The organism is Streptomyces pactum, assembly GCF_002005225.1.
Classification (GTDB): Bacteria; Actinomycetota; Actinomycetes; order Streptomycetales; family Streptomycetaceae; genus Streptomyces; species Streptomyces pactum_A.
This window is the reverse complement of record NZ_CP019724.1, coordinates 7419825-7437002: the sequence shown is the minus strand read 5'-3', so window position 1 is coordinate 7437002 and position 17178 is coordinate 7419825. Positions and strand designations below refer to the sequence as shown.

At 72.9% G+C, this 17178-nt stretch carries 17 protein-coding genes and 2 pseudogenes; 10 read left to right on the top strand and 9 right to left on the bottom strand.

Features of this window, described 5'->3' with window-relative positions:
* Positions 1-20: 20 nt before the first annotated feature.
* Together B1H29_RS32415 and B1H29_RS32410 are read right to left on the bottom strand one after the other, a co-directional pair.
* The gene (locus tag B1H29_RS32415) at positions 21-578 is read right to left on the bottom strand and encodes a MarR family winged helix-turn-helix transcriptional regulator (RefSeq protein ID WP_055420563.1); all 558 of its coding nucleotides are present in this window, start codon (positions 576-578) and stop codon (positions 21-23) included.
* Positions 575-2269, bottom strand: coding sequence for an FUSC family protein (locus B1H29_RS32410; RefSeq protein WP_055420564.1), 1695 nt, complete (start codon positions 2267-2269; stop codon positions 575-577). The genes B1H29_RS32415 and B1H29_RS32410 overlap by 4 nt, the downstream gene beginning before the upstream one ends.
* Before the next feature lie 181 nt (positions 2270-2450).
* On the opposite strand from B1H29_RS32410, the gene B1H29_RS32405 reads away from it, so the two are divergent.
* From B1H29_RS32405 to B1H29_RS32380, 6 genes are all read left to right on the top strand, one after another.
* Positions 2451-2999, top strand: a complete 549-nt coding sequence (locus tag B1H29_RS32405) for a DUF5134 domain-containing protein (protein ID WP_055420565.1) — start codon at positions 2451-2453, stop codon at positions 2997-2999.
* A 107-nt stretch (positions 3000-3106) separates the two neighbouring features.
* A complete protein-coding gene (locus B1H29_RS32400) occupies positions 3107-4042 on the top strand; it encodes a M56 family metallopeptidase (RefSeq protein WP_055420566.1) in 936 nt (311 codons plus the stop codon).
* Between the two features lie 102 nt (positions 4043-4144).
* Positions 4145-4819 carry a phosphatase PAP2 family protein gene (locus tag B1H29_RS32395; protein ID WP_055420567.1) on the top strand — a complete coding sequence of 225 codons (675 nt, stop codon included), beginning with the start codon at positions 4145-4147 and terminating at the stop codon, positions 4817-4819.
* Complete coding sequence (locus B1H29_RS40075) at positions 4816-5145, top strand: hypothetical protein (protein WP_063787530.1); 330 nt, start codon at positions 4816-4818, stop codon at positions 5143-5145. The genes B1H29_RS32395 and B1H29_RS40075 overlap by 4 nt, the downstream gene beginning before the upstream one ends.
* Before the next feature lie 230 nt (positions 5146-5375).
* On the top strand, positions 5376-6065 hold the full coding sequence (locus B1H29_RS32385) for an HAD family hydrolase (RefSeq protein WP_055420568.1): 690 nt from the start codon (positions 5376-5378) through the stop codon (positions 6063-6065).
* A gap of 183 nt (positions 6066-6248) precedes the next feature.
* Positions 6249-6959 carry a TetR/AcrR family transcriptional regulator gene (locus B1H29_RS32380; protein WP_055420569.1) on the top strand — a complete coding sequence of 237 codons (711 nt, stop codon included), beginning with the start codon at positions 6249-6251 and terminating at the stop codon, positions 6957-6959.
* On the opposite strand, the gene B1H29_RS32375 is transcribed toward B1H29_RS32380, so the two are convergent.
* The 4 genes and pseudogenes from B1H29_RS32375 to B1H29_RS32355 form a co-directional block, all read right to left on the bottom strand.
* Entirely contained in the window at positions 6947-8449 is a 1503-nt protein-coding gene (locus B1H29_RS32375; RefSeq protein WP_055420570.1) for an LVIVD repeat-containing protein, read from the bottom strand. The genes B1H29_RS32380 and B1H29_RS32375 overlap by 13 nt on opposite strands.
* A 154-nt stretch (positions 8450-8603) precedes the next feature.
* Positions 8604-8792: pseudogene (locus B1H29_RS32370) on the bottom strand (integrase core domain-containing protein); the annotation flags it as partial.
* Positions 8793-9871, bottom strand: a protein-coding gene (locus B1H29_RS40265; RefSeq protein WP_432280061.1) for an IS630 family transposase whose coding sequence is annotated in 2 segments (ribosomal slippage) — positions 8793-9370 and positions 9370-9871 — 1080 coding nt in all. Because the reading frame shifts where the segments join, the coding sequence is not laid out codon by codon here.
* 79 nt (positions 9872-9950) lie between these two features.
* A pseudogene (locus B1H29_RS32355) lies at positions 9951-10730 on the bottom strand (IS481 family transposase); the annotation flags it as partial.
* A gap of 155 nt (positions 10731-10885) precedes the next feature.
* Here B1H29_RS32355 and B1H29_RS32350 point away from each other — a divergent pair.
* Positions 10886-11542 carry a DUF305 domain-containing protein gene (locus B1H29_RS32350; protein ID WP_055420572.1) on the top strand — a complete coding sequence of 219 codons (657 nt, stop codon included), beginning with the start codon at positions 10886-10888 and terminating at the stop codon, positions 11540-11542.
* A gap of 18 nt (positions 11543-11560) precedes the next feature.
* On the opposite strand, the gene B1H29_RS32345 is transcribed toward B1H29_RS32350, so the two are convergent.
* Complete coding sequence (locus tag B1H29_RS32345; RefSeq protein WP_055420573.1) at positions 11561-12019, bottom strand: DUF6214 family protein; 459 nt, start codon at positions 12017-12019, stop codon at positions 11561-11563.
* Between the two features lie 237 nt (positions 12020-12256).
* On the opposite strand from B1H29_RS32345, the gene B1H29_RS32340 reads away from it, so the two are divergent.
* Positions 12257-13603 (top strand): FAD-dependent oxidoreductase, encoded by a 1347-nt coding sequence (locus B1H29_RS32340; RefSeq protein ID WP_055420574.1) that lies wholly within the window; start codon positions 12257-12259, stop codon positions 13601-13603.
* Between the two features lie 37 nt (positions 13604-13640).
* Here the strand turns inward: B1H29_RS32340 and B1H29_RS32335 are convergent, their stop codons facing one another.
* Positions 13641-14003: an ArsR/SmtB family transcription factor gene (locus tag B1H29_RS32335; RefSeq protein ID WP_055420575.1), complete on the bottom strand. Its 363-nt coding sequence runs from the start codon at positions 14001-14003 to the stop codon at positions 13641-13643.
* Between the two features lie 153 nt (positions 14004-14156).
* Between B1H29_RS32335 and B1H29_RS32330 the strand changes: the two genes are divergently transcribed.
* Together B1H29_RS32330 and B1H29_RS32325 are read left to right on the top strand one after the other, a co-directional pair.
* Positions 14157-15236 carry an NADH:flavin oxidoreductase/NADH oxidase gene (locus tag B1H29_RS32330; RefSeq protein ID WP_055420576.1) on the top strand — a complete coding sequence of 360 codons (1080 nt, stop codon included), beginning with the start codon at positions 14157-14159 and terminating at the stop codon, positions 15234-15236.
* A gap of 250 nt (positions 15237-15486) precedes the next feature.
* Positions 15487-16290, top strand: coding sequence for a pectate lyase (locus tag B1H29_RS32325; RefSeq protein WP_055420577.1), 804 nt, complete (start codon positions 15487-15489; stop codon positions 16288-16290).
* 33 nt (positions 16291-16323) lie between these two features.
* Here B1H29_RS32325 and B1H29_RS32320 read toward each other — a convergent pair whose 3' ends face one another.
* Positions 16324-17076, bottom strand: a complete 753-nt coding sequence (locus B1H29_RS32320) for a PaaX family transcriptional regulator C-terminal domain-containing protein (RefSeq protein WP_055420578.1) — start codon at positions 17074-17076, stop codon at positions 16324-16326.
* Positions 17077-17178 lie beyond the last annotated feature (102 nt).

The window sequence follows — 17178 nt, the reverse complement described above, 5'->3', positions numbered from 1 at the left end:
CACCGGACCGCGCCGGCCCGTCACACCCGCAGTGCGCCCAGGCGGCCCTCGAGCTGGCCCAGCAGCGCCCCGAGGAGCGCGGCCAGCTCACCCTGCTCGGGCCCGTCCACGCCGGACAGGACGGCGGACTCGTAGGCGAGCTGTTCGGGCAGGATGCCGTCGACGAGGTCGCGTCCGGCAGCCGTGAGGCGGACGTGGGCGACCCGGCGGTCGCGGGTGTCGCCGCGCCGCTCCGCCAGTCCGCGCTCGGTGAGCTGCTTGAGGCGCTTGGTGACGGCGGCGCCCGAGGAGAACGTCTCGCGGGCCAGGTCGCCGGGGGTCAGCTCGTGCCCGGTGCGGCGCAGCGCGCCGAGCAGGTCGAACTCGGCTCGGCTGAGGCCCGCCCGGCGCAGCGGGGCGTCCTCGGCCTGCTGGAGGAGGGCGGCGCAGCGGTTGATGCGGCCGATGATCTCCATCGGGCCGGTGTCCAGGTCCGGGTGGACGGCCCGCCACTGGCGTACGACCGCGGCGACGGTGTCCCCGCCCGGTCCGCCTCTCTCGTCGCCCCCGGTCGCCGAGCCCCCGTCGGTTGCGGTCATGGCCGTACGTCCTCCGTTCTCGTGCTCGTGCCCGTGTCCCGGTCCGGACGCGCTGCCTGGCGTCGCACCGTTGCGGCGAGCGTACGGTGTCCGGACTGTTCGGCGAGTACGACCCTCTCCTGGGGCAGGGCGCGCCCCCACCATTCGCCGGCCGCCGCGTCGACGGTGGCGCGCAGGTCGGCGAGCGCGGCGGCCAGTTGCCGGCGGGCGGCCTCCAGGGCGCCGGGGGCGGGGTCGGGCTCCGCCAGGAGACGGGCGGCGTGTTCGCGGGCGCGGTCGGCGGCGGTCACCGCCTGCCCGACGCGGCTCCCGGCGCGCCGGTTGGTGACGGCGACGGCGGCCAGGAAGCCGGCCAGGGCGCCGACCAGGGTGTCGGCCACCCGCTCGGTGATCAGCTCGCCGGGTGCCTGGTACCCGGCGAACTCGGTGATGAGCAGCGCCATCGGGGTCACGCAGACGCTGCCGAGCCAGTAGTTGCGGGTGATGAGCGCCTCGGCACCGAAGTTGAGGGCGAGGCAGAACAGCACGAGGAGCGCCTGCCCGAAGTGGGCCAGCGGGGCGATGGCGGCGAACAGCAGCACCCCGGCGACGTTGCCGACGACGCGCTGGACGGCGCGGCTCCAGGTCAGGGCCATGTTGGCCTGGTAGAGCGCGGCGGCGGTGACCAGGGCCCAGTAGGGGCGGCCGATACCCAGGGCGAGGGAGGCGTAGCCGGCCAGGGCGCAGCCGAGGGCGGTGCGGGCGGCGATCGGGGCCAGCGGGCCGAGCCGCCGCCACAGGGGCGTGGGGCGGGCGGCGAGCTCGGCGTCCACGCCGAGGAGTTCGTCGGTGGCGCCCGGCGTGTCGCCGGCGCGAGGGATCCGGCCGGTGCCGCGCAGGGCGCGGGCCCAGGCGCGCAGCCGCTCCGGGTCCGTGTCGGCGGGCGCGGCGAGCGCGACCTCGGCGCGGACGACGAGGCGCTCCAGGGCGTGCCGGGTGGTGGCGCGGGTGCCCGTCGCGGGGAGGGACAGCAGCGTCTGCCAGGCGGCCTGCACGGCGGCGTACCCGGCGGCGCGGGCGGCCGGGTGGCCGTCCCCGGTGCCGCGGGTGTCGGCGTACGCGGCCGCGGCGTTCAGGGCCTGGGCGGTGGCGCGGCGTTCCGGGCCGTGCGGGCGGACCAGGGCGGGCGCCATGCCGACGAGCCAGGCCCAGGCTCCCGCGGCGGCGCCCAGTGCCAGGTGAGAGGGGACCTGGCCGAGGGTCTGGGGTGCGAACAGGGCGGCGGAGCTGATGAAGGTCAGGACCACGTTGCCCGGCGGGCCGACGCGGGTGGCGTCGCAGAGCGCCTTCTGCGCGGCGGCGAGCAGGGCGCCGACGGTGACGAGGACGACGGCGTTCCGCGTGAGCGAGGCGGTGACCAGGGCGACGGCTACGCCGCCGAGCATGCCGAGCACCACCCGGGCCAGGGTGCGGGCCCGGGCGGCGTAGGGGCGGTTGTGGGCGTAGAGCGCGCACAGGGAGCCGGCCATGGTGTACATCGCCAGGTCGAGCCGGCCGAGTGCCAGCAGGATCAGGTTGGGCGGGGCGACGGCGGCGACCGAGCTCAGGGCGGGCTTGAACCAGATCTCGGAGGGCCGGCGCAGGCGCAGCACGCCGGTGAGGGACAGACGTCGGCCCGAAGAGGTGCCGGAGGTGGGGGTCGCACTGCTCATACGATGAAGCTTAACAGGTGTTTTACCAGTAAAGGAAAGGTCCAGGCGTCGCCGGTCGCCCACCGGCGACGATGCCCCGCGCTCCCCCAACACCCCCCGTGTACATCCTCGCGCTCGCGTGCGCGCCGCACGGTCCGGGCAGTTCTTGACCGACCGTCGAGCACCGAGCGGGGAGGCACCCGTGCACGGACCGGCCTCGTCCGGCTGGCTGCTGGTCGCGCTCTGCGCGGCGACCGGTGCCTACTGCCTGCTGCGCATGCGCAGCAGTGTCGAGGAGCAGCGCCGCGCCGCGGGCGGCGAGGCCTTCATGGGGTTCGGCATGGCCGCCATGGCCGTGCCCGCGGCGGTGTTCACCCCGCCGGGATGGGCCTGGCCCGGCTACGCGGTGGTGTTCGGCGCCGCCGGACTGCGCGCCCTGTGGGCGGCCCGGTCGGGGCGTCACCATCTGCACCATCTCGTCGGGACCGCGGCCATGGTCCACATGGCGGTGGTGATGGCCGGCTCCCCCGCCCGCGCCCACGGTCACGGCAGCTCCGGAACACCCCTGCTGACCGGGGCGTTGCTGCTCTACTTCACCGGCTATGTGCTGCTGACCGGCGTACGTCTGATACCGGTCGTCGCCGTGACCGGGGGCGGCCCGGCGGCCGGATGGGGCGACCGTCCGGAGCTGACGCGGGCGTGCCGGCTCTCCATGGGGATCGCGATGCTGACCATGCTGCTGACCATGTGACACCCGAGTGCCGCACCTACCCGGCAAACCCCGTACGCAACCGTTGCCTGCGTCACTTCGGACGGCGGGCCGCACCGCCGGCGGCGCGACGCTCATAGGCTGCCCCCATGATTCTCCCCGCGGCACTGTTGCTGCTCGCCGCTGTGGCCGCCGTGCTCGCCCCCAGGCTGCTCGCCCGGGCGGACTGGCCGGACCGGGAACCGGTGGTCGCGCTGTGGGTCTGGCAGTGCGTGGTGGCGGCCGTCCTCGTGTGCTGCGCGCTGTCGATGACGTTCAGCGCGGCGGCCGCCTGGCACGCGGTGGGCGGGCACGTCTTCGCGACGGCGCCGGGCCCGGTGGTCGAGGCCTACGCGCTCGGCACCTCCGGCCTGTGGGCGGACACCACCGCCGTCACGCTGGCCTGCGGGGGGCTGTGGAGCGCCGCGATGCTGGCGCGGGAGGTCGTACGGGCCAGGGCCCGGCGTCGCCGGCGCCGGGCCGAACTCCTGCTGCGTGCACCGGTGCTGCCCGGCGAGGTGCCCGGCTCGGACCCGCTCGTCGTCCTGGAGGGTGAGCGGCCCGACGCCTGGTGGCTGCCGGGCGCTTCCCCGCAACTGGTCGTCACCACCGCCGCGTTGCGGCGCCTCGAGGGCCGGCGACTGGACGCGGTCCTGGCCCACGAGAAGGGCCACGCGCAGGCGCGGCACGACTGGCTGCTGCACTGCTCGGCCGCGCTGGCGGACGGGTTCCCGCAGGTTCCGGTGTTCGCGGCGTTCCGCGACGAGATGCACCGCCTGGTCGAACTGGCCGCCGACGACGTGGCCTCCCGCCGCTTCGGCCGGCTGACGACCGCTCTGGCACTGGTCGAACTCAACGAGGACCGGGGCGTGTTCGGCCCGTGCCCCACCACGCAGGCCCAGGTCCCGCAGCGCGTACACCGCTTGCTCACGCCGCCGAACCGGCTGTCGGCGGCCCGGCGGCTGCGGTTGACGGCGGCGGCCGCGCTGGTACCGGTGGTGCCGGTGCTGGTGGCCTTCGTGCCGGGCCTGCGGGCGCTGGGGTAGTCCCTCGCCGCGCTCCCGCCCCCGGGACCGGCCCCCGGGTGCCTGCCCGGAGGCCGGCCCGCGAATTGGCCCCGGACCCCCCGGGTCGGCGAGTATCGCAGGATGCAGACGCCGCCCGTCGACTCCCCGCCCCGTCCGCCGCAGCCCCGCACCGCCCTCCGCGTCACCTGGGCGCTGGCCCTGTGCTCCGCGCTGCTGCTCTCCCTGGTCGCCGTGGAGTGGCGCCCGTTGACCGGCCTGGACGACGACATCGCCGGCACGACGCACCGCTGGGCGGTCGACGAACCGGGCATCACGCACGCCATGCGGATCCTCACCGACTGGGTCTGGGACACGTGGACGATGCGGCTGCTGTGCGCGGCGGTGGTGGTGTGGCTGTGGTTCCGGCGCGGGGACGACCGCTGGACGGCCGTGTGGCTGGGGGTGACGTGTCTGCTGGGCAGCCTGTCGCAGCAGGCGCTGAAGGCGGCGGTGGACCGCGCCCGCCCGGTCTGGCCCGATCCCGTGGACTCCGCGCACTACGCGGCCTTCCCCTCCGGCCACGCCATGACCGCGACGTTCGTGTGCGGCCTGCTGGTCTGGCTCCTGCACTACTACGGCGCCGCCCGCGCCGCACGCCTGGCAGCCCTGGCCGTGGCGGTGGTCTCCGTGGCCGGAGTCGGCGTGACGCGGGTGTGGCTCGGCGTCCACTGGGCCACCGACGTCGTCGGCGGCTGGCTCCTGGGCTCCCTGGTCGTGGCCGTCGCGGTGCTGGTCCACCGGCGTCGGCACCCGTGACCACGCCGGCGCACGGCCTGCGGTCCGTCTGCGGCTACGTGGGCCCGCCCGAGCTGCGGGCTGCCGCCCGGTCCGGCACGGAGGGCCGTTCGATCCGCTCGGCCGCCGACGTCGGGACCTGGGTGACGGATCGGGGCCCGGCGGCGGGCGCGGAGCCGTTCACCCGCGTCGTCGGCCTCGACGGTCCGCTGCGGCTCGCTCCGCGCCGCGGCGAGCACGTGGCGTGCGCCGGCGGCCGGAACGTGCTGGGCGCGGGCGGCCGGAACGTGCTGGGCGCGGGCGGGATCGCCTTCGACCGCGTGGCCGGGACGTGGACGGTCACCTAGCTCGGCAACCACTCCACCGGCTACCGCCCCGACCTCGTCCCGTGGGGCCCGGTCGCCCATGCCCCGGACCGGGCCGGCCTGCCCCGCCCCGGCCGCTTCACCCACGAAGTCGCCTACTGGCGCTGCCCGTCCTGCGGGGCGTGCTCCGTCGTCCGCGAGCAGGACTTCGCCTGCGTCCTCCGCGGCCGGGATCTGCCCCGGAGTGGAACACCGCCTCGTAGGATCGGCCCATGGCCGCCGTCCTGTTCGACTTCTCCGGGACCCTCTTCCGCGTCGAATCCGCCGACGCCTGGCTGCGCGCGGCGCTCGCCGGTGCCGGACTGGCCCTCCCCGGCCCGGAGCTGGCCGAGACGGCCCGGGCGCTGGAGGCGGCGGGGGCGCTGCCGGGCGGCGCGAATCCGCTGCGGGTGCCCGAGGAACTCGCCGAGGTGTGGGAGACCCGCGACCAGAGCCCCGAGCTGCACCGGGCCGCGTACACCGGGCTCTCCCGGCAGGTGCCGCTGCCCGGCCCGGGGCTGCACGACGCGCTGTACGACCGGCACATGGCACCGGTCGCGTGGCGCCCGTACCCCGACGCCGCCGAGGTGCTGGGCGCGCTGCGCGGGCACGGGATCGCCGTGGGCGTGGTCAGCAACATCGGCTGGGACCTGCGCCCGGTCTTCCGCGCGCACGGCCTCGACCGGTATGTGGACACCTACGTCCTGTCGTACGAGCACGGCATCCGCAAACCCGACCCGCGGCTGTTCGCGACCGCCTGCGCGGCGCTCGGCGCCGAACCGGGCAGGACGCTGATGGTCGGTGACGACCGGCGGGCGGACGGCGGTGCGGCGGCCCTCGGGTGCGCGGTGCACTTCGTGGACCATCTCCCGGTGACCGAGCGGCCGGCCGGACTGCGGCCGGTGCTGGATCTGGTGCGCTGACGGCACCCCGCGCGGGGAACGCCCGCGCGGGCCGGGCACGTGGCCCGGGGCAGCCGGGCGTCCGCCCGCCTCAGACGATCCCCCGTGTCGCCCGAGGCAGACGGTGACCGGACCTGGCCCGCTGGGCCCGTCCGTCTGCGCCGAGTATGGTTGGCTGTCGGCCAGTCAACGCAGGAGTACAGCATGTCCCCGCGCAGCGCCTCGGTCAATGAAGAGTTGCGGAAGCGTTCGAAGGAGCGCCTCCTGCAGTCCGCGGTGGAGCTGGTGGGTGAGCGCGGGTACGACGCGACGACGCTGGGCGACATCGCCGACCGGGCGGGCTCGGCGCGCGGTCTGGTCTCGTACTACTTCCCCGGCAAGCGCCAACTGGTGCAGTCCGCCGTGCACCGGCTGATGCACCGCACGCTGGAGGAGGCGCTGGAGCGGGAGCCGCACACTTCCGAGGGGCCGGAGCGGATGGCGCGGGCCATCGACGCGATCCTGGGCCTCGCCCGGGACCGGCCGGTTCTCATGCGCCAGCACATGGCGGGCCTGCTCCAGGCCGAGGTGGGTTTCGTGCCCTGCCCGGAGCAGCGACGGCTCGCGGAGCTGCTGCGCGACACCGTGGCCCGGCACGGCTCGCAGGACGTCGACCGGGACTACCCGATGCTGCGCGCGCTGCTGATGGGCGCCGTCTTCGCCGCCCTGATGCCGGGGGCGCCGATGCCCGTGCCGCTGCTGCGCGCCGAGTTGTTCGAGCGCTACCGACTGGAGTGGGAACGGGGCGTCCCGCCGGACGCCGAGACGCCCGACGGGACGAGGTGCGACACGGATCTGTCACGGTTCTTCTCGACCGGAGTGCCCGGTCGGCCGGCCCCGACGGATCGGACCGGCCGGACGGCTCAGTCGAAGTAGTCCGGCTGCGTCTGCGCGTTGAGTTCGCGCAGGTGGACCCGCTTGGCCGGGTCGGTGCGCCGGTCATTGAGCTTGAGGACGTCGAAGCCCTTGGCGATGTCGTTCGAGTAGATGTAGCCGTTGTAGTAGTACGCGGACCAGGAACCGCCGGTGGTGATGTTGTCCGTGGTCAGCGGGCCCCGCTCGAAGTAGGCGATCTCCCTCGGCCGCTCGGAGTCGGTGAACTCCCAGACGGAGACGCCGCCCTGGTACCAGGCCTGGACCATGATGTCGCGGCCCTTGACCGGGATGAGCGAGCCGTTGTGGGCGACGCAGTTCTCGGTGTCCGCCTGGTGGCGCGGGATCTTGTAGTAGCTGCGGAAGACCAGTTCGCGGTGGTCGCCCCTGCCGACGATGTCGTAGATGCCGTCGGCGCCGCGGTGCGGGCCGATCTCCGCGTTGCAGGTGGCGGCTCCGCCGCCGCCCAGTTCGTCGGTGAAGACGACCTTGTCGGCGTCCTGGTCGAAGGTCGCCGAGTGCCAGAACGCGAAGTTGACGTTGTCCTGGATCCGGTCGATGACCTTCGGACGCTCGGGGTCCTCGATGGAGAACAAGATGCCGTCGCCCATGCAGGCGCCCGCCGCGAGGTCCTCGGAGGGCAGGACGGTGATGTCGTGGCAGCCGGTGGTCTTGGAGACACCCGGGTTGGTGGGCCCGCCCGGGTTGCCGCCGCCGTCGGGCCCCTCACCGGGGAACAGCACGGGGAAGTCCACGACCGCCGCCCGCTCGGGGGCCTTGCGCGGCACCTTGATGACGGAGATGCCGTCGTGCGGCGGCTGGCAGTCGGGGTAGGCGGCGTTCGGTGAGTACGAGGAGACGTAGACGTAGACGTTCCTGCGCTCGGGCACCAGCGTATGGGTGTGCGAGCCGCAGGCGGTCTCGACGGCCGCGACGTACTTCGGGTTGCGCTTGTCGCTGATGTCGAAGACCTTCATGCCCTCCCAGGAGGACTTCTCGGTCGCGGGCCGAGTGGTGCTGTTGCAACTGCTGTCGCTGCGCGAGGAGTCGGTCGACAGGAACAGCAGGTCGCCGGAGACGGAGATGTCGTTCTGGGAGCCGGGGCACAGTACCTGGGCGACGGTCCTCGGCTTCTTCGGGTTCTTGATGTCGAAGACGCGGAACCCGTCGTAGTTGCCGGCGAAGGCGTACCGTCCCTGGAAGGCCAGGTCCGAGTTGGTGCCGGACAGCGCGTCCTTGGGGATGTTGGTCAGGTGCTCGATGTTCTCGGAGTGGACTGTCTCGTCCTGCCCGGGTATCTCGCCACTCTCGATGGCGTCGCGCACCTCGGCGCGCGCGCTCTTGGACACCTCCTTCGACGTGGCCGGACCGTCCCCCGGGTCGGGGGTCGCCATGGCCGGGCCGGCGGTGAGCAGCGCGGACAGGAGTCCGGCGGCGGCGGCCGCGACTCCCAGGCGTCTGCGCCGCGTTCGCGGGTCGTTCAACAGGGTCACTGTTTCCTCCCTACGTCCGTTCCCGTCGGAACGGTTCACCCATCCCCGCAGTATCGTATTGACCATGTACATATCAAGAGGGCCTCAACAAACTCGCACGGAGGTTTCTTGATCAGTGAGGCACGGAAGCCTGCCAGGACGCTCATCGCACCCACTAGGTGTATTGACCTGAAGCGTTGTTCACGCGGCTGATGGGTGGGTGGCCGCCGAGTGCGGTGTGGCAACGGTGGTGGTTGTAGGTGTGCAGGAAGTCTGCCAGGGCGGCGGTGCGTTCAGCGTTGCTGGTGTAGGGCCGCAGGTAGGCCCATTCGTCGAGCAGGGTGCGGTTACTGACTTCGGCTCGTCAGGGTGAGGCAGGTTCGTCGAGAGTCAGGCCGGTGCCGGCTATGAAGCCGTCGAGGGTGCCGGGCCGGTACTGAAGGCGCTTGAGTCGGTTACGGACGAGTGCTTCGAGCCGGTCGAGCGCGACGACGGCGAGGTTGGCCAGGCTGCGTTTGATGTGTGCCCATACCCATTCGACGGGGTTGAGGTCGGGTGAGTAGGCGGGCAGCAGGAACACTGTCAGCCATGCGCGCTCGGCGATCAACTTGCGCATGGCGTGAGAGACGTGGGTGTTGAGGCGGTCCCAGACCAGCACGATAGGTGCCTTGAGGAGCTGGTGGACGCCGTCGACGAGCGCGATGAAGTCACGCTCGCCCATGCTGCGGCGTTTGCCTCTGCCCGCCCGGTGGGCGCGCAGGCGGTGGCACAGCCGGGTACGGGAGCCGGGCCGCATGGCGATCAGTCCGGCCACCGACAGCCGCCCCGAGCGTCGCCCGCTGACGGTCACGACCGGGGTGTGCCCGCGCCGGCCCCAGGTTCGTCCCCGGGGCGGCTTCCGCGTGAACCCTGCTTCGTCCTCGAAGCAGATGTAGCCCCCGCAGGCCGCCCGGGCTCTTTTACCTCCGCCCAGGTCACCTCCTTCCACACGGTGACGGCCCTCTCGTCGCGCTCGGCGACCCGCCGTGCGGGGACCTGCGGGCTGAAGCCGAGCCGGTGCATCAGCCTCGTGGCACCGGAGACGCTGTAGGAGACGTGGAACTTCCGGCCGATCAGCGTGGCCACCCTCGCCGCGGTCCACACCTGGTCCTCCACCCAGCCGTGGGCGGCCGGGCCCTCATCGAGGTACGCAGCCAGTTTCTCCAGACAGCGCGGGGACAGCCGGCAACGGGATCCGCTCGGGCCGCGGGAGGCCAGAGCCTCATGACCACCGTCCCGCCACAGCTGGTGCCACTGGTAGGCCGATTTCAGGCTCACCCGCAGTCGCCGTGCCACCTCCGGCGGCTTGATCTCCTGCTCGAACAGCTCGGCCGCCTGCATCCGCACCGACTCCCGGCGCCGACGTCCCGCAGCGGTCAGCCCGCCCCCATCCGCATATCTCACACACCACGGAATACAGCCACCGCTCCAGACCCATCAGGGACTTCGCAAAGATTCACCCTGGCGAGCCGAAGTCAGTAAAGCGTTCGACCTTGCCGTTGGTCTGCGGCCGGTAGATGCGCGTGAGCTTGCCGGACGCGCCGAGGTCGGCAAGCGCCTGCCGCCAGGCGAAGCTCTTGCGGTAGGGCCAGGCATTGTCTGTCAGGACGCGTTCGACGCGGAGGATGCCACAGGTGGCGAAGAAGGCTGCGGCCCGCTGCAGGAAGGCCGCGCAGGTGGCGGCCTTCTCGTCCGGGTGGACTTCGCTGTAGGCGAGGCGGCTGTGGTCGTCGACTGCGGAGTGGATGTAGTCGAAGCCGGTGGTGCGGCGGCGGTCGGGGCAGGCGGCACGGCCGTGGATGCGCCATCCGCCGCCGTCGGGGATGCGGCCGAGTTTCTTGACGTCGACGTGGACGAGCTCGCCGGGCCGGCTGCGTTCGTAGCGGCGGATGACCTGTCCGGTGGGGCGGTCCAGGAAGGCCAGACGGTTCAGGCCGTGTCGGGCCAGGACCCGGTGGACGGTGGAGGCGGGCAGGCCCAGGATCGGTCCGATGCGGGCCGGGCCCAGCTTGCGTTCTTGCCGCAGTCGGCAGACCCGGTCCTCCAGCGCGGCCGGGGTCCGGTGCGGCGTCCTGCGGGGCTGGCTGGAACGGTCGTGCAGGCCGGACTCGCCCTCTGCTCGCCAGCGCAGCAGCCATTTGTGAGCCGTGGGCCGTGAGACGCCCATCTCGGCCGCGACATGCGCTACCGGACGGCCGGAACGGACACGCTCGACCAGCAGCCGCCTGCCGTGAACGGTCAGCCGGGCATTACGGTGGGACATGAAGACCTCCGTGTGGTGCGTTCCTAGACAGCTTCACCACACCGGAGGTCTTCGCCGTGATCAAGCCCCGCCGGCGTTAACAAGGCTCGTGATCAATACAACTAGGTGCCTCGCATCCCTCCCCGACAGAGCACGCCCAGCCACAGGAGGTCGTTGTGCCCTTCAGCCCCGCACTGTCCCGAGCGTCGCTCGTCACGGCCTCACTGACCGCACTGGCCGTGCTCGGGCTCGGGGCCTGCGACTCCGGTCCGGACACCGGACCGGCTGCCGCGGCCGGGCCATCGGTCATCGCTCCGGGCGAGCCGGGCGAGGGGAACCGCACGCTCTCCGCCGAGGACGCCGCGAAGCAGCGCGCCGACGACGACTCCCCCAACTCGGCGGACGTCTCCTACGCGCGGATGATGATCCAGCACCATGCCCAGGCGCTGGAGATGACCGAACTCGTGCCGGAGCAGGCCGAGTCCGGCCGGGTCGAAAAGCTCGCCGCACGGATCTCCGCCGCGCAGGGGCCGGAGATCGAGGCGATGAGGGGCTGGCTCGAGAACCACGGCGAGAAGGAGACCGGCGGCGGCCACGACCACGCCTCGATGCCGGGGATGGCGACCAAGGCCCAGTTGGAGAAGCTGCGCGCGGCGAAGGGCGAGGCCTTCGACCAGCTCTTCCTCAAGCTGATGATCACTCACCACGAGGGCGCGATCACCATGGCCACGGACGTGAAGTCGCAGGGCAACAACGTGCGGATCGAGGAGATGGCCGATGACGTGGTGGCCCAGCAGACCAGCGAGATCTCGCGGATGCGCGGGATGCTCTGACGGGCCGTCGGCAGCGCCTCAGCGCCGTGCGCGACGCGGGGCCAAGAAGCCCTCGTCGCGCGCCTGGCCGATCAGCCTGAGCGACCTGCGCCGGCTGTGCCCGGTCGCGCGCATCACCGCGAGGACCGGGTCGCCGCCCACCTCCCGGGCGGCCCGGTACTCCTGCGCCGCGAGCCGGCGCCCCTCCCTGCCGCGCGGCCAGGCCGGACGGGCCCGTCGCCGCGCGGCGGCGGGCGGGTCATCCGCGGAGCCCGCCACACACGCCTCGAAGAGCGGGTTCTCCAGCCACTCGGCGAGCACGGCCAGGTCGTCGAGGGACAGTGGCGGGTCGGCCCGTACGTCCTCGACCCGCACGCCCTGACCGGACAGCACGGCGAGCGCCTCCACGCGGGCGCCGTCGGCGAACGTCAGGTGGACCTCGAACCACGACGTGACGGTGTCACCCTCACGCACCACCCAGGTGTGCCGCACGGACATCTCACCGTCGTCCGGACAGCGATCGGAAAGCTGGAGAGAACGATCAACGAAGGATGCTTCGAGCACACACGCAACGTAACCGAATGATCACATTCCATACGAACGGAACACGCACGGAACATGCGCCGTTCACCGGGCGCGGCACCCTGTCAGCGGAGCGCCGGCGGTGGGATGCTGGGAACACCAGCGAACCCTCTGGCTTCCGGACCATTCGCCTCCCGGACAAGGAGTTCCGCCGTGCTGCGTGTCGCCGTCGTCGGCTCGGGACCGAGCGGGTGCTACACCGCCCAGAGCCTCGTCCAGCTCGGCCGTGACGTGCGCGTGGACGTCCTGGACCGGCTGCCCTGCCCCTACGGGCTGGTGCGGTACGGAGTGGCGCCGGACCACGAGAAGATCAAGTCGCTGCAGAACACCCTGCGCACCGTCCTGGAGCACGAGCGGGTGCGGTTCCTCGGCGGCGTCCCGGTCGGCCCCGGGGGCGTGCCGTCGGCGCGGCTGCGCGAGCTGTACCACGCGGTGGTGTACTGCGTGGGCGCCGCCACCGACCGGCGGCTGGGCATCCCCGGCGAGGAACTGCCGGGAAGCTGGTCGGCGACCGAGTTCGTGTCCTGGTACAGCGCCCATCCGGACGCGGTGGACGACGGCTTCCTGCGCGGGGCGCGGTCCGCGGTCGTGATCGGGGTGGGCAACGTCGCCGTCGACGTGGCGCGGATGCTGGTGCGCGGCACCGCCGAGCTGAGCGGTACCGACATGCCTCAGGCGGCGCTCGACGCACTCGCCGCCGGGCGGGTGGCCGACGTGCACATGGTGGGCCGGCGGGGCCCTTCGCAGGCCCGCTTCACCACCAAGGAGCTGCGTGAGCTGGGCGCCCTGCCGGACACCGCCGTCGTGGTGGACCCGGCGGAGCTGGCGCTGGACGCCGGGTACCGGGATCCCTCCGGACTGCCCGGTGCGCAGCGCCGCAACGTGGAGGTGCTGCGCGACTGGGCAGGGCGGCCCGCGCCGGACGCCGCCCGGCGGATCCGGCCGCGCTTCTTCCTGCGCCCCGTGGAACTGACGGCGGACGGCGACGGCCGGGTGGGCGCCGTGCGCTTCGAGCGGACGGCGCCGGACGGGCGCGGCGGCGTGACGGGCACCGGGCGGTACGAGGAGATCGAGGCCCAACTGGTGCTGCGGTCGGTGGGCTACCGCGGGGTGCCGCTGGAGGGGCTGCCGTTCGACGCGGCGAGCGGCACGGTGCCGCATCGGGCGGGGCGCGTGCTGCGGGGCGGCGTGGTCGCCCCCGGGGAGTACGTGGCCGGCTGGATCAAGCGTGGCCCCACCGGCGTCATCGGCACCAACCGCCCCTGCGCGAAGGAGACGGTGACGTCCCTGCTGGCGGACGCCGCCGCGCTCACCGGACGGGCCCTTCCGGCGGACCCCCTCCCGCTCCTGCGCGCCGAGGGGCTCGAGCCGGTCGAGTGGTCCGGGTGGCGGGCCATCGAGCGGGCGGAGGCGGACCTCGGCACCTCGCTGGGGCGCCACGTGGTCAAGCTGCCCGACTGGGAGTCGCTGCTGGCGGCGGCACGGACGGCCACGACCTGAGGGCGGACGGCCGCGCCCCTGGTACGCGGGTCCCGGCTCAGCCGGCGCCGAGGCGGGCGGCCTGGCGGGCCGCGGCGGCCAGGAGGGCGTCGAGCAGCCCCGGGAAGAGGGCGTCCAGGTCGTCCCTGCGCAGGCCGTTCATCTTGGCCGTACCCCGGTAGGTCTGCCGGATCACCCCGCTCTCGCGCAGCACCCGGAAGTGGTGCGTGGTGGTGGACTTGGTGACCGGCAGGTCGAAGTAGGAGCAGGAGAAGAGCTCGTCGCTGTCGGCGGCGAGGTCCCGTACGATCCGCAGCCGCACCGGGTCGGACAGGGCGTGCAGCAATCCCTCCAGCCGGATCTCCTCGCGTGCCGGGTGCGGCAGGTCGCGGGGGCCGGCGGCGGTGGCGGCGGGGGTCACGGCGGCTCCAGTTCGTCCGGGAGGTCCCACCGCTCGGGAAGGACCTCCGTTGGCCCACTCATTGTACGAGAACCATCATAGTTTGACACTCGCCGTACTACGAGGTTTATCGTACGAGCTGTTCCTCCTGCCGCGACCAAGGGAGCAGCCCTCATGAGCGCCCTCTTCCAGCCCCTCCGACTGCGTGACACCACGATCCCGAACCGGGTGTGGATGCCGCCCATGTGCCAGTACTCCGCCGCACCGGAGGGCCCCCTGGCGGGCGTCCCCGGCGACTGGCACTTCGCGCACTACGGCGCACGCGCGGTGGGCGGCACCGGGCTGATCGTCGTCGAGGCCACCGGCGTGTCCCCCGAGGGCCGCATCTCCCCCCAGGACCTCGGCCTGTGGAACGACACCCAGGTGGAGGCCTTCCGCCGGATCACGGACTTCCTGCGGTCCCAGGACACGGTTCCGGCGATCCAGCTCGCCCACGCGGGCCGCAAGGCGTCGACCGCGCAGCCCTGGAAGGGCGGGGCTCCCGTGGGTGCGGACGCGCACGGCTGGCAGCCGGCGGCCCCGAGCCCGCTCGCGTTCGACGAGCGCCACCCGGTGCCGACCGAGCTGACGGCCACGCAGATCCGGGAGATCGTCCGCCAGTTCGCGGACGCCGCGCGCCGGGCCCTGGCGGCCGGTTTCGAGATAGCCGAGATCCACGGCGCGCACGGCTACCTGATCCACGAGTTCCTGTCGCCGCACTCCAACCACCGCACCGACGCCTACGGCGGCTCGTACGAGAACCGCACCCGGTTCGCCCTCGAAGTCGTCGACGCCGTGCGGGAGGTGTGGCCGGACGACAAGCCGCTGTTCTTCCGCGTCTCGGCGACCGACTGGCTGGAGGAGGGCGGCTGGACGCCCGACGACACCGTCCGCTTCGCCCGCGACCTCCGGGCACACGGCATCGACCTGCTCGACGTCTCCACCGGCGGCAACGTCCCCCGCGTCCGGATCCCGACCGGGCCCGGCTACCAGGTCCCGTTCGCCGCGCGCGTGAAGACTCAGGCCCCGCTGCCGGTCGCCGCCGTGGGCCTGATCACCGACGTCGAGCAGGCCGAGAAGATCGTGGCCAACGGCGAGGCGGACGCGGTGCTGCTGGGACGCGAACTGCTGCGCAACCCGTCGTGGGCCCAGCAGGCGGCGCGGGAACTCGGCGACCCGGTCCGGATGCCGGACCAGTACGGCTGGGGCATGTGAGGCGGCGCGTCGCTGGGGCATGTGAGGCGGCGCGTCCTCGCGTGCGCGAGGCGGCGCGCCCTCGCGCGAGGCGTTGACTAGAAAGCGCTTGCCCTCTACGGTCCGTTCATCAGCATGACCGTCGCGAGCGCGGTGGGTCACCCAGGACCCCACCAGTGACCCGCCGCGTTCGCGACACCGAACAGGACGACGCACAGCGTTCACGTACATGTTCCGTTCCACCCCCACTCCCTATGGAAGGGATCAGAACATGACCGCTACGACACGCCCCCGCGCGCGGCGGCGCGCCGCGACCGGCGCACTGGCCGCACTCGGGCTATCGGTTGGCATGCTCATGACCTCCGGAACCTCCGCGGCACACGCCGCCACCTGGCCGACCCCCAACGGCAGCGAAGGGGTCTCCTCGACCATCCCGGTCTCCGGTACCAAGGACTACGGGATGAAGCGTCTCTACGGCACCGGCGACCTCGGCTCCGGCGGCCAGGACGAGGACCAGGGCCCGATCCTGGAACTGGCCCCGGGCGCCGTCCTCAAGAACGTGATCATCGGCGCCCCCGCCGCGGACGGCATCCACTGCAAAGGCGGCTGCACCCTGCAGAACGTCTGGTGGGAGGACGTCGGCGAGGACGCGGCGACCTTCCGGGGCTCCTCGTCGTCGAACGTCTACACCGTCTCCGGCGGCGGCGCCAAGGAAGCCAGTGACAAGGTGTTCCAGTTCAACGGAGCCGGAACCCTGAACGTCTCCGGCTTCGCGGTCAAGAACTTCGGCACCTTCATCCGCTCCTGCGGCAACTGCTCGACGCAGTACAAGCGGACGATCAACCTCAACACCATCGAGGTGAACTGGAAGGGCAGCCGGATCGCCGGCATCAACACCAACTACGGCGACAGCGCGACGCTGCGCAACATCACGATCGTCGGGGACGGCGACAAGAAGATCGTCCCGTGCCAGAAGTACATCGGCAACGACGACGGCGACGAGCCGGACTCCAACGGCTCCGGCCCCGACGGCACGCACTGCAAGTACGCGTCGTCCGACATCACCTACAGGTGACGCGGCGAACGACGGCGGCCTGACGCCGTCGCCTCAGGTCCGGGTGCCCCGCGCCCGGACCTGTCCGGCCTGCTCCCGCTGGTAGTCCGTGTAGGCGTCGCGCAGGGCCCGGCCCGGCCAACGTGCCGGGAGGAGCTCCGGGGGCAGGACCGGGTCGGCGAGCAGGTGACGGACGACGGCCGCGAAGGCGGTGAGGCGGTCGGCCGGACGCCGGGCCCGGTCGACATGGGCGAGCAGCGCCCGGGCCGTGGCGGACCAGGCGTCCAGCGGCCACAGGCTCGCGGCCAGTTCGGCGGCCGGGCGGCCGGGGCGCGTGGCACAGCGCTCGGCCACCAGGTCCAGCTCGGCCGGCAGCGGGCGGCGCAGGTTGGCCGGGCGCAGCCAGACGCCCTCGCGGAGTTCGGCGAGACGCAGGACGGTCAGCCGGGTGCGCAGGTCGGCGCGTTCGGCGGGACCGCGCCCCGTCGCGGTGATCACGACCATCTCCCAGTCCCCCTCCCACGCGCGCGTGTGCGGGTGTACGGCCTCGTCCTGGCGCCGCTGGCGCTCCAGCAGCCGCTCACTGAGGCGGTAGCCGGCGTCCGTGCGACGCAGGTCACCGGCGGCGGCCATCCGGCTCAGCGCGGCGCGCACGGTGGACCCGCCGACGTCGAATCCCTCGACGAGCCGAACCAGCTCCCGCACCGGCAGTTCGGGGGGATGGGCGCCGAGCAGCAGGCTCAGGACGACCGAGCGCGCGGACAGCGGGCGCAGCACGAGCTCGCCGGGGGGCGCGGAGCCGTTCATCCGCGCGGGCACGTGTCGTCCGTCCACATGAGCACGTACTGTACGTGCGCCTCCCGTGTTGCACTATTGCTGCGGTCGCAGGAACAGTGCAACACTCCCGTC